Annotated in this window: 13 protein-coding genes; 10 read left to right on the top strand and 3 right to left on the bottom strand. The window is 70.3% G+C overall.

The window, feature by feature from the left end; translation table 11 throughout:
• Positions 1–108 precede the first annotated feature (108 nt).
• The 7 genes from AB0B94_RS07380 to AB0B94_RS07410 all read left to right on the top strand — a co-directional run bounded on the left by AB0B94_RS07380 (position 109) and on the right by AB0B94_RS07410 (position 6,951).
• Positions 109–696, top strand: coding sequence for a class I SAM-dependent methyltransferase (locus AB0B94_RS07380; protein WP_357269910.1), 588 nt, complete (start codon positions 109–111; stop codon positions 694–696).
• On the top strand, positions 693–1,859 hold the full coding sequence (locus AB0B94_RS07385; protein WP_357269627.1) for a molybdopterin-dependent oxidoreductase: 1,167 nt from the start codon (positions 693–695) through the stop codon (positions 1,857–1,859). The genes AB0B94_RS07380 and AB0B94_RS07385 overlap by 4 nt, the downstream gene beginning before the upstream one ends.
• Positions 1,856–2,266, top strand: coding sequence for a hypothetical protein (locus AB0B94_RS07390; protein ID WP_357269630.1), 411 nt, complete (start codon positions 1,856–1,858; stop codon positions 2,264–2,266). The genes AB0B94_RS07385 and AB0B94_RS07390 overlap by 4 nt, the downstream gene beginning before the upstream one ends.
• Positions 2,267–2,325: 59 nt before the next feature.
• Positions 2,326–3,150, top strand: a complete 825-nt coding sequence (locus AB0B94_RS07395) for an S-methyl-5'-thioadenosine phosphorylase (protein ID WP_357269913.1) — start codon at positions 2,326–2,328, stop codon at positions 3,148–3,150.
• A 132-nt stretch (positions 3,151–3,282) separates the two neighbouring features.
• Positions 3,283–3,801, top strand: a complete 519-nt coding sequence (locus AB0B94_RS07400; RefSeq protein WP_357269916.1) for a DM13 domain-containing protein — start codon at positions 3,283–3,285, stop codon at positions 3,799–3,801.
• 382 nt (positions 3,802–4,183) lie between these two features.
• Positions 4,184–5,545, top strand: a complete 1,362-nt coding sequence (locus AB0B94_RS07405; RefSeq protein ID WP_357269633.1) for a ricin-type beta-trefoil lectin domain protein — start codon at positions 4,184–4,186, stop codon at positions 5,543–5,545.
• A 68-nt stretch (positions 5,546–5,613) separates the two neighbouring features.
• Positions 5,614–6,951: an RICIN domain-containing protein gene (locus AB0B94_RS07410; protein WP_357269636.1), complete on the top strand. Its 1,338-nt coding sequence runs from the start codon at positions 5,614–5,616 to the stop codon at positions 6,949–6,951.
• Between the two features lie 257 nt (positions 6,952–7,208).
• Here AB0B94_RS07410 and AB0B94_RS07415 read toward each other — a convergent pair whose 3' ends face one another.
• Complete coding sequence (locus tag AB0B94_RS07415; protein ID WP_357269638.1) at positions 7,209–7,604, bottom strand: STAS domain-containing protein; 396 nt, start codon at positions 7,602–7,604, stop codon at positions 7,209–7,211.
• Positions 7,605–7,895: 291 nt separating this feature from the next.
• Between AB0B94_RS07415 and AB0B94_RS07420 the strand changes: the two genes are divergently transcribed.
• The 3 genes from AB0B94_RS07420 to AB0B94_RS07430 all read left to right on the top strand — a co-directional run bounded on the left by AB0B94_RS07420 (position 7,896) and on the right by AB0B94_RS07430 (position 11,708).
• A complete protein-coding gene (locus tag AB0B94_RS07420) occupies positions 7,896–10,331 on the top strand; it encodes a nitrate reductase (protein WP_357269641.1) in 2,436 nt (811 codons plus the stop codon).
• A 3-nt stretch (positions 10,332–10,334) separates the two neighbouring features.
• Positions 10,335–10,793 carry a hypothetical protein gene (locus AB0B94_RS07425; RefSeq protein ID WP_357269644.1) on the top strand — a complete coding sequence of 153 codons (459 nt, stop codon included), beginning with the start codon at positions 10,335–10,337 and terminating at the stop codon, positions 10,791–10,793.
• Between the two features lie 201 nt (positions 10,794–10,994).
• The gene (locus AB0B94_RS07430) at positions 10,995–11,708 is read left to right on the top strand and encodes a GAF and ANTAR domain-containing protein (RefSeq protein ID WP_357269647.1); all 714 of its coding nucleotides are present in this window, start codon (positions 10,995–10,997) and stop codon (positions 11,706–11,708) included.
• Between the two features lie 412 nt (positions 11,709–12,120).
• On the opposite strand, the gene AB0B94_RS07435 is transcribed toward AB0B94_RS07430, so the two are convergent.
• On the bottom strand, positions 12,121–12,504 hold the full coding sequence (locus AB0B94_RS07435) for a VOC family protein (RefSeq protein ID WP_357269650.1): 384 nt from the start codon (positions 12,502–12,504) through the stop codon (positions 12,121–12,123).
• Between the two features lie 98 nt (positions 12,505–12,602).
• Positions 12,603–14,261 (bottom strand): thiamine pyrophosphate-dependent enzyme, encoded by a 1,659-nt coding sequence (locus AB0B94_RS07440; RefSeq protein WP_357269653.1) that lies wholly within the window; start codon positions 14,259–14,261, stop codon positions 12,603–12,605.
• Between the last annotated feature and the right edge of the window lie 5 nt (positions 14,262–14,266).

The following is a 14,266-nucleotide window of genomic DNA, read 5'->3' on the forward strand; positions in this document are numbered from 1 at the left end:
CTCGACGGTTTCGCCGTGGTGCTGGGCAGACTCGGCGGGTGGTCCGCCGAGTCTGACGCCTACGCCACGCCGGTCGGCCCGAGGCCCGCGACCCAACCCGACCATTGGCTGGTGCACACCGACGGGCGACGTGACCTGTTGCCGGTTCGGCGCTGGCACGGCCCGCCCGAACCGGCGATCGAGTCCGTCGCCGCGCGCTGCACCGGGCCCACAATCGATCTCGGCTGCGGCCCCGGCCGGCTGACCAGGGCACTCGCCCAGCGCGGCCTCGTCGCACTGGGGGTGGACATCTCCGCCGAGGCGGTACGTCTGACCCAGGACCGCGGGGTCATCGCGCTGCGACGCGACGTCTTCGAACCCCTTCCCGGCGAGGGGAGGTGGGCGCACGCCCTGCTCATCGACGGCAACATCGGCATCGGTGGCGACCCGGTCCGCCTGCTGCGCCGGTGCGGCACCCTGATCGCGGCGGACGGAACGCTGCTGGTCGAGGTGGAACCCCCGGGTACCGGGCTCTGGCAGGGGCAGGCGTACGTGGTGTCCGGGTCGTCCGGCGATCGGGAACTGCGCGGGCCGGTGTTCCGCTGGGCGCGGGTCGGAGCCGAGGCGGTGCCCGGTGCCGCCGCCGCTGCCGGCCTGCGGGTCGTCGACCGTTTCCGGTTCGGTCCACGCTGGTTCGCCGAGTTGGCGCGTCCATGATCCGCCGGCCACGCGTCCCCGTACCCGAGGACTTCACCGCGCCCTCGCACTCACCACAGGTCACCGCCCGGCTCGGTCTCTGGCTCGCTGTGGCGTTCGGGCTGTGTTTCGGCACCGGACTGCTCAGTCACTACATCCAGCACCCGCCGGGCTGGTTCACCTGGCCGACCCGACCGGTGAACCTGTACCGGATCACCCAGGGCGTCCACGTGCTCTCCGGTGTCGCGGCGATCCCGTTGCTGCTGGCCAAGCTGTGGAGCGTCTACCCCCGGCTGTTTGTCCGTCCGCCAGTTCGTCAGCCGATCCGGTTGTCCGCCCACGCCCTCGAACGGATCTCCGTCCTGGTGCTGGTCTGCGCGGCGTTCTTCGAACTGGTCACGGGCCTGTTCAACGTCGCCCAGTCGTACCCGTGGGGGTTCTTCTTCCCGACGGCGCACTACGCGGTCTCCTGGCTGGTGGTGGGCGCGCTGCTGCTGCACGTCGCTGTGAAGCTCCCGGTCGCCCGCGCGGCGCTGAGCACGCCACTGCGACGCAGCGGAGCAGCGCCGGCGGCGACGCCGGGGCCTGGCGATCGGGGCTCGTCCGAGCGAAGGGCGTTCCTCCGTACCTCGGCGGGCGTCGCCGGCATCGCCGTGCTGGCCACCGCCGGGGTCACAGTGCCGTGGCTACGTCGGGTGTCGCCGCTGGCGTGGCGTTCCGCGTCCGGGCCGCAGGGCGTACCGATCAACCGTACGGCGGCTGCCGCGCACATCGCCGTTCCCCCGGACTGGCGGCTGGAAATCGTCTGGGCGGGCGGGCGGAACAGCCTGTCCCTGGCCGACCTCGCCGCCCTGCCGCAACGCACAGCGGAACTGCCGATCGCCTGTGTCGAGGGCTGGAGCGCCTCGGCCCACTGGACCGGCGTGCCCGTCGTGCAGTTGCTCCGCTGGGCCGGCGCGCCGACCGGCCGACCGGTTCGAGTCACCTCACTGGAAACCGACGGCCTGTACGCGGCGAGCACACTCCCCGCGGCCCACGCCCGGGACCCGCTGACCCTGCTCGCGCTGCGGATCAACGGCGAGCAACTGTCGCCCGACCACGGTTACCCCTGCCGACTCATCGCGCCGAGCCGGCCGGGGGTCCTGCAGACCAAGTGGGTGGCCCGGCTGGAGGTGCTGCGGTGAGAGTCGCCAGACTGCTCCTGCTCGTGGTCGGCGCCGCGGCCACCGCGTACGGCTGTTGGTTGCTCCTGCCCCAGCTCGGCACCGCCCTGCCGTGGCTGATCGGCGGTCCGGTGCTGCACGACGTCCTGGTGGCGCCGCTGGTCGGACTGGTGGGGATGGCGCTGGGTCGACTGGTGACGAACCGGTTACGTCTGGCCTGGATCGTCGCCGGTCTGATGGCCAGCGCCACGTTGCTGCTGATCGCCGTACCCCTGCTGTGGCGACCACCCTCGGCGCCTCCGAACCCGGGCCTACCGGACCGCGACTACCCGCTGGGGCTCGCTGTCGGGCTGGCTGTCCTCTGGGCCGCGATCGTGGTCGTCCTGGTCGTCGCCAGCACGCTCGACCGGCGCACCGGCCGTCGGTGAATTCGCTCCACGCGTTCCCTACTCGTCGCCCAGGAGGGGCATCCATGTCAGCAGGAGAGATCAGCCCACCCGATGGCGCGCCGGTCGCCGTGATCGGCGGATCGGGGTTCTACGAGTTCCTCGACGACGTCGCCGAGGTCACCGTCGACACACCGTACGGACCGCCGAGTGACGCGCTGTCCGTCGGTAGTGTCGCCGGGCGGCCGGTGGTGTTCCTGCCCCGCCACGGACGTCGACACACCCTTCCCCCACATCGGATCAACTACCGGGCCAACCTGTGGGCACTACGCGCACTCGGCGTCCGCCAGGTGCTCGCACCGGGCGCTGTGGGCGGCCTGCGACCGGATCTGGGCCCGGGGACCCTGGTCGTACCGGACCAACTGGTCGACCGGACCAACGGCCGGGAGCAGACCTACCACGATGGGCAGCCACGCGCGGACGGGAAACCCCCACAGGTGATGCACGTGCCCTTCGCCGACCCCTACTGTCCGGTCGGACGGGCCACGGTCCTCGACGCCGCCCAGTCGGCCGGTTGGCAGCCGGTCGACGGCGGAACCATGGTCGTCATCGAAGGGCCCCGATTCTCCACCCGTGCCGAATCGTTGTGGTACGGCCGGCAGGGCTGGTCGGTCGTCGGCATGACCGGCCACCCGGAAGCGGTGTTGGCCCGCGAACTGGCGCTGTGTTACACAGCGCTGTCAGTGGTGACCGACCTCGACTCGGGGGTCGAGGCCGGTCAGGGCGTGACCCAGCAGGAGGTGTTCACGGTCTTCGCCCGGAACATCGATCGCCTGCGTCTCCTGCTCGCCGACGCAGTGAAGACGTTGCCGGAGGACCAGGGACCCTGCCCGTGCGGACGGGCGCTGGCAGATACCGAGCGGTGAGCGTCGTAAGAGTTCGGAAAGGGTTCGCGAACAGTTCGACAACGGCTGCGGCCGTACGCTGCGGGGGTGAGAGAACGGATGTTCCGGTCGCCGGTGGTCCGAACGGGTCTCGCCGCCGCTGTCGTCGTGGCGATGCTGGCCCTCTACTGGTTCCAGCCGTGGAAGCTGTTCACCGACACCTACGTGGACGAAGCGATTCCCGGCGCGGGAACGGCATCGGCCGCCCCGATCCCGGCGTCCGCGACGGCGGAGTCCTCGACGCCGGCCCCCGTGACCTCGGCGGCCATCCCGGCGGCGAACGAGATCCTGACCGCCGGCGAGTTCGTCACCCATGAGCACCGGACGACAGGCAGTGCCGAGGTTCACCGGCTCGCCGACGGGCGCCACCAGCTCGTCATCCGGGACCTGAACACGTCGAACGGCCCGGACCTGCGGGTGTGGTTGACCGACCAACCGGTCATCCGGGGCCCGGCCGGCTGGCGGGTGTTCGACGACGGCGTGTGGGTCGAGCTGGCGAAGCTCAAGGGCAACAAGGGCAACCAGGTGTACGAGCTACCGGCATCGGTGAAGCCGGGCGACTTCCGAAGCGTCTCCATCTGGTGCAAGCGGTTCGCGGTCTCCTTCGGGGCGGCAGATCTCACGAGGGCCTGACCGGCTCGACCGGGTCGCAACCCGCCGGACACGGCATTGACATATTTCACTACACGACCTAGCGTCGGAGCGAATCGATTCGACGCTGAGCCAGGTGCTCCGGCACCGTCGGGCGAACGGTCACGTGGTGTTCGGGCGCACGGTGTGGCCACCGTCGATTCGACAAGCGGCTGGTCCTGCGTGGGCGGCGAGACCAGTGGCGCAGACCTGTGCCAGACCTGTGTCGACAGCCGGCCGGGGCGCCGTCGGCACATCGCGTCTTCCGGGTTCGTCCGCGGCCAACGTGGTCGATGGGTGTGACCTGCAGCGGCGCGTCGTGGCGGCGTGCAGGTTGCCATGGACCCCTTTCAAGAAGTTCGTGCCGAGTGGCGGGAGCCCCTTCATGACAAGACGTAGACCCATCCTTGGACTGCTTGCGACGGCGGCGGCCGTCGTCGTGACAGTGAGCGCGGGGGCGCTGGCCGGTGGTCTGAACACCACCGCGTCGGCCGCGAACATCGGAGCGGCCGCGGCGACCGCCGGGTGCGGCAAGGCGCCCACGTTGACCAGCGGCCAACGGTCCATCCAGAGCAACGGCCAGAACCGTAGCTTCATCCTGAGGATTCCTGACAACTACGACAGGAACCACCCCTACCGGTTGATCTTCGGATTCCACTGGAACGGTGGCACCGCCAACGACGTCGACGGCGGCGGTTCCGACGGTGCGGCCTGGTCCTACTACGGGCTGCGGCAGCAGGCGAACAACAGCACGATCTTCGTCGCCCCCCAGGGCAACGGCAACGGCTGGGCCAACCCCGGCGGCCAGGACGTCACCTTCGTCGACAACATGATCAGTCTGATCGAAGCGGACCTCTGCGTCGACACCACCCAGCGCTTCGCGCTCGGCTTCAGCTACGGCGGCGGCATGAGCTACTCGCTGGCCTGTTCCCGGCCGGGTGTCTTCCGCGCTGTCGCTGTCTACTCCGGCGGGCAGCTCAGCGGGTGCAGCGGCGGCAACCAGCCGGTCGCGTACATGGGGATCCACGGCATCGGGGACCCGGTGCTCAACGTCTCCGCCGGGCGGTCCCTGCGTGACACGTTCGTGCGGAACAACGGGTGCACCGCACAGAACCCACCCGAGCCGAGGGCGGGCAGCCTGACCCACATCACCACCACCTACTCCGGCTGCCGTTCCGGCTACCCGGTGGTCTGGGCCGCCTTCGACGGCGGGCACACCCCCGGCCCGGTGGACGGCGGCGGAGACAGCGGCGCCAGGACCTGGACCAAGGGCGAGGTGTGGAAGTTCTTCACCCAGTTCGGTAGCACCGATCCCACGACGCCGCCGACCACCCCGCCGCCGACGACCCCGCCACCGAGCGGCACGTCGGCCCTGCGCAGCACGTCCTCCGGACGGTGCCTCGACGTCAACGGCGCCTCACAGACCAACGGCGCAGCGGCGATCATCTGGGACTGCCACGGTCAGAGCAACCAGAGCTGGACCTCGACCGCCGCTCAGGAGCTGCGCGTCTTCGGCGGCAAGTGCCTCGACGTCAACGGCGCCGGCACCGCGAACGGCAGCTCGGTGATCATCTGGGACTGCAACGGCCAGTCCAACCAGAAGTGGCGGCTCAACGCCGACGGCTCGATCACCGGAGTTGGTTCGGGCCGGTGCCTGGACATGGTCGGCAACGGCACCGCCAACGGCACGCGCGTCCAGATCTGGGACTGCACCGGCGCGGCCAACCAACGCTGGAGCCGGAGTTGAGCCCGACGAGGTTCCCGGGGAGAGGACCGGTCCAACGGATGTTCAACCACCCACAAGGAGGCTCCGCCGTGCCACTTCGCAAACTCTCCGCCCCCTGGCTGGGGGCAGCCATGGCGGTGCTGGTCCTGATCGCCGTCGGAATGTACGTCCTCACGACCGTCACACCGGCGGCCGCTGCCACCACAGCCGGCTGCGGCAAGGCTCCCGGACTGAACAGCGGCACCCACACCATCCAGAGCAGCGGGAAGAGCCGCAGCTTCATCCTTCGGCTGCCGGACAACTACAACAACACCTACGCCCACCGGCTGGCCTTCGGGTTCCACTGGTTGGGCGGCACCGCCAGTCAGGTCGCGTCGGGCGGAACCGACGGAGCCGCGTGGGCCTACTACGGCATGCAGTCGCAGGCGAACAACAGCACCATCTTCGTCGCCCCGCAGGGCCTCAACAACGGCTGGGGCAACTCCAACGGTGAAGACGTCACCTTCACCGACGACATGATCCGCGTGATCGACAACGCGCTCTGCGTCGACACCACACAACGCTTCTCGGTCGGGTTCAGCTACGGCGGCGCGATGAGCTACTCGTTGGCGTGTTCCCGGCCGACGGTGTTCCGGGCGGTCGCGGCAATCGCCGCACCGGGCGCTATCAGCGGATGCAGCGGCGGCACCCAGCCCGTGGCCTACCTGGGCATCCACGGCATCAACGACAACATCCCCAGCGGACGATCGCTGCGCGACAGGTTCGTCCGTAACAACGGATGCGCCGCGCAGAACCCGCCCGAACCGGCGGCCGGCAGCCGCACCCACATCACCACCGCGTACTCCTGCCAGCCCGGATACCCGGTGCTCTGGGCAGCCTTCGACGGCGGCCACCAACAGGGTCCGGTGGACGGGTGCGCCGGCTGCGAGAGCGGCGCGCGGAGCTGGGTCAAGCAGGAGGTGTGGCGGTTCTTCACCCAGTTCGGATCGGACGTGCCGCCCACCACTCCCCCGCCGACGACCCCGCCGCCGGGCCAGCAGAACGTGCTGATCGTGGGTAGCCAGTCCGGTCGGTGCATCGACATCCCCAACTCCAGCACCAGCAATGGCGCCCGCCCGCAGCTGTGGGACTGTCACGGTGGCACCAACCAGCGTTGGACCCACACCGCCAACCGCACCCTGACCGTCTACGGCAACAAGTGCCTGGACGCCAGCGGAGCGGGCAGCAGCAACGGCACAGCGGTCCTCATCTGGGACTGCAACGGCCAAGCCAACCAACAGTGGAACCTGAACTCCAACGGCACCATCACCAGCGCCCAGTCGGGGCTGTGCCTCGACGCCGTCGCATCCGGAACGGCCAACGGGACCCAGCTTCACCTCTGGGCCTGCCACGGTGGCGCCAACCAGCAGTGGGCCAGGCGCGCCTAGTACCACACCAGGCAACGCCCGCCTTGTCGGAGACGCGCCGCTCGGGTCCTGTCCCGGGCGGCGCGTGGCCGTCACGCGGCGGGACGGCGGAGACCGAGACGTGCGCGGAGAGGGTCGATCAGCCGGCAGCGGTAGCCACCACCGAGACGAGCGGCAGGCCGGCGAGGATCGTCATGACCCGGCACCAGCAGCCCGTCGAAGATCACGCCGACGCCGGTGACCGCATCGCGGCCGACTGTAACGGCGGGTACACCTGATCACCGACTCGCGTTTGTCGCCGGCAGGTCCAGGTCCATCCCGGCACCGGTCACTGCCAGCAGGTAGGTGACGCACGGAGCGGCAGCGTGGAGGGCCAACGTGACCTCGGCAGACTCGGCCGCGCGCTGTGTCCGCAGCAGAGCGCTGATGCCGTGGGCGCTGAAGAAGGTCACCCCGGAGAGATCGAGCACCAGACGTGCGGGTCGGCCTGTGATCACGTGTTCGGCCAGCTCGCTGATGAGATGCGCGGTGCTCATGTCGACCTCGCCGGAAACGGTGATCATTGGCGCATGCCGGTCGTTGTGCAGGTCGAGCGTCATGATCGGCTTGGCGGGCTGAGCGTGACGCCGGATGGGTTGAGCGTGCTGCCGGGTGGGTTGTTCGAGGATCGACATGACGCCTCCCGATCTGGTGCATCGGTGAGTCGGACCCTCCCGCGGCAACGAGACGCGGGCGGCGGACCTGGGCGCATGTCTTGACCCGCGAAACACCCTACCCACGACGTTCGCCGCTGACACCATTCGAGAGCGGCGGCGGAGTCTCGATCCCGGCGGCGACGTGCGGCTCCTCGAAAAGGTGCTGCCTGTCCGGTTCGGTCCGCCGGCCCCGGGTAGGGCACATGCTGAAGGCCTCGCACGCCCCAGCGGGTGCGACGACGCTGATCGTGAGCCCGGAAGGAGGACATCGTGGTGGACCGGATCGCCGACCCGTGGGGAGAGCGGACCCCGTACGGGCCGGAACAGCAGTGGCCGGTGCGGGTGGATCGGTACCTGGCCGACGGCCGGACCGATTCCGACGTGGACCGGTGGGTGCAGTCGGCGTCGGTGCTGCACTCCAACGGCGACGCGCTGGACATCGCGGTCGCCGACGGACGGATCGTCGGGGTGCGCGGACGGGCCGTGGACCGGATCAACAGGGGTCGGGTCGACCCGAAGGACCTGTACGGCTGGCAGGCCAACCACAGCCCGGACCGATTGACCCGACCGCTGGTCCGCGACGGCGGCCGCCTGGTCGAGACAGACTGGGACACGGCGATGGGCCGGATCGTGGCCCGGTCGAAGGAACTCCTCGACGGGCCGGGTGGGTGGGGGCACTTCGGCTTCTACACCAGTGGGCAACTGTTCCTGGAGGAGTACTACACGCTTGCTGTGATCGGTAAGGCCGGTCTGGGCACGCCGCACATGGACGGCAACACCCGGCTGTGCACCGCCACCGCGGCGGCGTCGATGAAGGCGAGCTTCGGCACCGACGGGCAGCCCGGCTCGTACACCGATGTGGACCACTGCGACGCGATCGCGCTGTGGGGTCACAACGTCGCCGAGACGCAGACGGTGCTGTGGATGCGGATGCTGGACCGACGCCGTGGCCCCAACCCCCCGGCGATGCTGGCGGTGGACCCGCGCGCAACCCCGGTCGCTCGGGAGGCCGATCTGCACCTGGCGGTGCGTAACGGCACCAACGTGGCCCTGATGAACGGCCTGCTCCGGGAGATCCTTCGACGCGGCTGGTACGACCATGACTACGTCGACGCGCACACAGTGGGTTTCCAGGAGCTGCGTCGGATCGTCGACGGCTACCCGCCGTCGCGGGTCGCTGACATCTGTGACGTGCGGGCCGCCGATGTGGAGCGCGCCGCCGAACTGCTCGGCACCTCGCAGCGGTTGCTGTCGACCGTGTTGCAGGGTTTCTACCAGTCGAACCAGGCCACCGCCGCCGCCTGCGCCGTCAACAACCTGCACCTGGTTCGCGGCATGATCGGTCGGCCCGGCGCCGGGATCTACCAGATGAACGGCCAGCCCACCGCCCAGAACAACCGGGAGACCGGCGCCGACGGCGACCTGCCCGGCCTGCGTAACTGGGACAATGAGCGGCACGTCGAGGAGTTGGCCCGGCTGTGGAACGTGGACGTGGACACCATTCCGCACTGGGCGCCGCCGACGCATGCCATGCAGATCTTCCGGTACGCCGAGCAGGGCTCGATCAAACTGCTCTGGATCTCCGCCACGAACCCGGCCGTCTCGCTGCCGGAGCTGCATCGGATCCGGCAGATCCTGACCAGGCCGGAGTTGTTCGTGGTGGTCCAGGACCTCTTCCTCACCGAGACCGCCGAGTTGGCCGATGTCGTGCTGCCCGCCGCCACCTGGGGCGAGAAGACCGGCACGTTCACCAGCGTCGACCGGACCGTGCACATCTCCGACAAGGCAGTCGACCCGCCTGGGGAGGCCCGTCCGGACCTGGACATCTTTCTGGACTTCGCCCGCCGGATGGACTTCCGCGACCGCGACGGCCAGCCGCTGATCGACTGGAGTGAGCCGGAGGAGGTGTTCGAGGCGTGGAAGGAGTGTTCGCGGGGTCGGCCGTGTGACTACACCGGCATCACCTACGAGAAGCTGCGCGGCGGCTCCGGCATCCAGTGGCCCTGCACTGACGAGCACCCCGACGGCACGGAGCGCCTCTACACCGACGGACAGTTCCACACCGACCCCGACTACTGCGAGACGTACGGCCAGGATCTGGCCACCGGTGCGGAGTTCACCGAGGCGGAGTACCGGGCCAAGGAACCGGACGGCCGGGCGTTCCTGCACACCGTCGACTACCAGCCCTCACCCGAGGTGCCCGACGACGGGCATCCGCTGCTGCTCACCACCGGCCGCACCGTCTACCACTTCCACACCCGCACCAAGACCGGCCGTGCCCCACAGCTCAACCAGGCGGCACCGGACGTGTGGGTGGAGCTCAACCCCGCCGACGCGGCCCGGCTCGGCATCATCGAGGGCGACCTGGTCGGCGTCTCCTCGGCGCGCGGCGCCATCCAGGCCCGCGCCCGGCTCTGCGGCATCCGCCCCGGCGTCGTCTTCCTGCCGTTCCACTACGGGTACTTCGACCAGGACCCCGCCGACCGCACCCCGCGAGCAGCGAACGAGCTGACCATCACCGCCTGGGACCCGGTGTCCAAGCAGCCCCTCTTCAAGGTCGCCGCCGTCGCGGTGACGAAACTCGCCGACGGGCGGGGCGTACCCTCGCCGGCGCCGACCGTCGGCGGCAGCGCACCACCAGCGGACGCTGACGTGCCGCCCACCGTCGGTGGGCCGGCAGCCGCGGCCACCAGCGGGAAGGAGTGAGCTGTGCACCTCGCCCACTACCTCGGTCTACTGCACCGCGCGCAGGTCAACCTGGCGGGCGCGTTCCGGCAGGTCGCCGACGCGCACGCTGAGGAACCGGACATCGAGCACCTCTGCCAGCAGCAGGCGAAGCGCTGCGACGCCCACGCCGAACAGTTGCACCCGTTCGTGGTCCGCTACTCCGAGGACGCCCCCGACGAACCCGACCGGCTGCACTCGCAGCTGTTCACCGGCACCCGCACCGGCGGCATCGGCCTCCTCCGGGACCTCCAGGACCTCTACCTGATGGCCGCCGAGTGCGACATCACCTGGACCGTCGTCGGCCAGGCCGCCTACGGTGCTCGCGATGAAGAACTGCTCGCTGTCGTGCGACGCTGCGAGGGAGAAACCGCGATCCAGCTCAAGTGGCTTCGTACCCGGATGAAGGCCGCCGCGCCCCAGGCGCTCGTCGTCGCCGACTGATGCCCCGGGTACTCTGGCGGGCCTGTAGCTCACATCCGCGTAACGGATGTGACGAATCGACGTCGAACACCTGGCGTTGGTCCCGGCTCCACCCCGTTGGGGTCCGTGCAGCGGTCCGCGGTCCGCGGGCTGCCATCCGCGCCCACGCCATTGTGATCTTCCACGTCCCGACGGGCGCGCCGGCCGTGAGGACCTGGTGCCATGACCCACTCGCCGACGGACCCCGCCGAAGCCTTCGCCGAACTCGGCCGCATCAAGCTCGGTGAGACCAGCCTCGACGACGTTCTGCAGCGCGTCGCGGAGCTGGCCAAACGGGTGCTGGCAGCGCCTGTGGAGGTGTCTGTCACGCTGGTCCGCGGCGGGACCGGGCACACCGCGGCGTTCACCGATGAGCTGGCTCTCGACATGGACGAGCGCCAGTACGCGAGGGGAAGCGGTCCATGTCTGGCCGCCGCCACCGCCGGCGACATCCTCGCCGTATCTGACCTCACCGGCGAGGATCGTTGGCCCGACTGGGCCGAACGCGGCCGCAAGGTTGGAATCGGCAGTTCCGTCTCGGTCGGCATGCCGATCCAGGAGGCGGTCGTCGGCGCGCTCAACGTCTACGCCCGCACCCCCCACGCCTTCGACGACGACACGGTCGCCGTGCTGGAGACCTTCGCCGCGTACGCCGCCGTCGCCCTGGCCAACGCCCAGCTCTACGAGAGCACCGCGAACCTCGCCCGCCAGATGCAGGACGCGATGGCCAGTCGCGCTGTCATCGAGCAGGCGAAGGGCATCATCATGGCTGAGCGCCGGTGCACCGGCACCGACGCGTTCAACATCCTGGCGAAGGTCTCGCAGGACTCCAACCGCAAACTCCGCGACGTGGCCCAGGCCCTGGTGGACCGGGCGGCGGGAGAACCTGGGCGCTGACCAGGGCCGCGGGCGCCTCGGCCCGCTGGTCTCGCGGCCACCCGCGACTATCCGGTCATCTCGTCCTCCTTGGGCGGTTCTGCCTCGCCCCGTCCCGCTACCCGGAGATGCCTCCCACGCACCCCAGCCCGCTACTCCTCCGGGACGCGCGGCCCAACCTCTCCCCGCCTCAGGTGCTCCGCGTTGCGATCGGCCTCGCTGTCGGCGTGGGCGGCCCCGGAGCCTGGATCCGTCGTTCGGCGTCCCTCGGCGTCCTGATACACAGCGCCGGTCTCGAGGTCTCTCTCCTGCTGACTCTGCTCAGGCGTGGTCATGAATTCGCACTACCCTCCGGCTCCACCAGCAAACGGTCAGGCCGGTGCTGCCCCGGTCGGCCGGCCGCAGCGCCGCCCGACCGGCAGTGATCATGGCATCAGGCGACGCAGAACTCGTTGCCCTCCGGGTCGAGCATGACGACGTGACCGAGGACGTCGCCGTACCACTCCTCGCGGACCACGGTCGCGCCCGCGGCAACCAGATGGGGCACTCGCTGCCGAATCAACCGGGCGCGCTCGGCCATGTCCCCGGAGCCCGGACCGGCCACCCGGACGTCGATGTGCATACGGTTCTTGGCGGATTTGCCCTCGGGGACCTTGAGGAAGCTGATGGCAGGGCCCTGACCGTCCGGATCGACGATGGACGCGTTGTCGGGACCATCGAAACCGGGTTCCTTGACATAGCCGAGGGCCAACGCCCAGAAGGCGGCGATCCGCTGGGGATCGTCGGCATCGCATCCGAGGGTCCAGAGAGTCGCCACAGCGCCAACGTACGTCAGGGATGACGCGCTGTCACCGACCTGACCGGGCGTTGCCGGCTGACGCCCGAGGGCAGGCCTGCCCCACGTACGGCGGTGGCCTAATGTCCCCGGAACGCCTCCTCCAACCACCAGGAGCCGCGCGCGGCGCTGACCTTGGCGTCGATCACCAGCGGCCGGGTACGGGGACCAGCGAGCCAGTCGCGTACCGGTTCGAGGTCGTCGACGGTCCGGACGGTCAACCCGTCACAGCCGTAACCACTGGCGATCGCGGCCAGGTCGGTCTCGGGGAAGGTGACCGTCTCCAACGGGTGCCCGTCCGGGCCGAAGTGGTGCACCTCGGCCCCGTACGCCGCGTCGTCGTAGATCACCACGAGCAGGGGTAGCGCGAGCCGGACGGCGGTGACCAGTTCGGTCGCCGACATGACGAAGCCACCGTCGCCGACCGCGGCGACGGTGAGCCGGTCCGGTCGGGCGACCGCCGCACCGAGCGCACTGGCCAGACCGAGCCCGACCGACTGGAACGCCTGGGTGAAACAGAATCCGGCCACGTCCGGCACGTCGAGCCACATCGACGGGTAGCCCATGAAGTTGCCGGAGTCGACCACCACCGTCCGGTCGCCCGGCAGCAGGTCGTCCAGGGCGGTCGAGAGCGTCCTCGGGTCGATCGTCGCCGGGGTTCCGGCCCGCGCCGATTCGCTCTCGTCCCGGTACGGTACGGCCCGCCAGCGGCCGTGCTCGCGGATCCGTTGTGCCAACTCCGGCGTGCGCCACAGGCCGGTGGTGGCGTCCCCGGCCCCGGTGGTGCCGACGCTCAGCCGGGCGAGCAGCGCTTCGGCGACCGCTGACACCTCGCCGGCCACTGTCAGGTCGACCGGGCGGTTCACTCCGAACGCGGCCGAGTCGCGGTCGACCTGGACGACGACGGCGGCGGGCGGAATCAGTTCGCCGTGCCGGGTGGTCCACATGTTCAGCGTGCTGCCCCAGGCGACGACCAGGTCCGCCGCGCCGATCAGCTCGGCGGCCAGCGGGGTGGCGAAACCGCCGGCCACGTCGAGGTTCCACGGGCTGCCGGTGAACAGTCCCTTCGCCGCGGCCGAGACCGCGAGCAGCGCGCCGCACGCGTCGGCGAGCCGGATCAGCGGTTCCCGGGCCGACCGGGCGCCCCGACCGGCGATGAAGACCGGTCGACGTGCGGCCTGGAGCGCGGCCAGCAACGGCTCGACGTGCGGGGCTCTTGCCGGGGCCGGCGCGGCCGCGGGGACCGGGCCGGACCACGGTTCGGTCACGGCCTGCTGCACCTCCAACGGAAGGCCCAGCACCACCGTCGCGCCCCGGGCGGCGGCCCGGTACGCCGCGCCAGTGTCCTCGGCCGCGTGCGTCGCGCGTACCCGGTGGAAGTCGGCCCCGACCGCGGCGGCGAGCGCCGGCAGGTCGATGAAGAAGTTCGACCGCGGCGCGGTCGCCTCCGGGGCCAGGACCACGATCGGGGTACGGCTCTTCGCGGCCTCGGTGAGGCCGGTCAGCGCGTTGGTGACGCCTGGGCCCTGGTGCACCGAGAGCAGTCCGACGGTTCCGGCGGTGCGGGCGTACCCGTCGGCCATGCTCGCCGCGCCGCCCTCGTGGGCCGCTGCCACGAACCGGGCGCCGGCCGCGACGAGCGCGTTCGTGACGTGGAAGTTGCCACTGCCGACCACCCCGAAGACGTGCCGTGCGCCGTGTCCGTACAGGACCCGCCCGACCACCTCGGCTACCCGCATCGGTT

This window comes from Micromonospora sp. NPDC048986, from assembly GCF_040649335.1.
GTDB classification, from domain to species: Bacteria; Actinomycetota; Actinomycetes; order Mycobacteriales; family Micromonosporaceae; genus Micromonospora; species Micromonospora alfalfae.

Coding starts and splice junctions, on each gene's coding strand:
- AB0B94_RS07430 (WP_357269647.1), top strand. CDS start 10,995: ATGACCCACTCGCCGACGGACCCCGCCGAAGCCTTCGCCGAACTCGGC.
- AB0B94_RS07405 (WP_357269633.1), top strand. CDS start 4,184: ATGACAAGACGTAGACCCATCCTTGGACTGCTTGCGACGGCGGCGGCC.
- AB0B94_RS07385 (WP_357269627.1), top strand. CDS start 693: ATGATCCGCCGGCCACGCGTCCCCGTACCCGAGGACTTCACCGCGCCC.
- AB0B94_RS07440 (WP_357269653.1), bottom strand. CDS start 14,261: ATGCGGGTAGCCGAGGTGGTCGGGCGGGTCCTGTACGGACACGGCGCA.
- AB0B94_RS07400 (WP_357269916.1), top strand. CDS start 3,283: ATGCTGGCCCTCTACTGGTTCCAGCCGTGGAAGCTGTTCACCGACACC.
- AB0B94_RS07415 (WP_357269638.1), bottom strand. CDS start 7,604: ATGTCGATCCTCGAACAACCCACCCGGCAGCACGCTCAACCCATCCGG.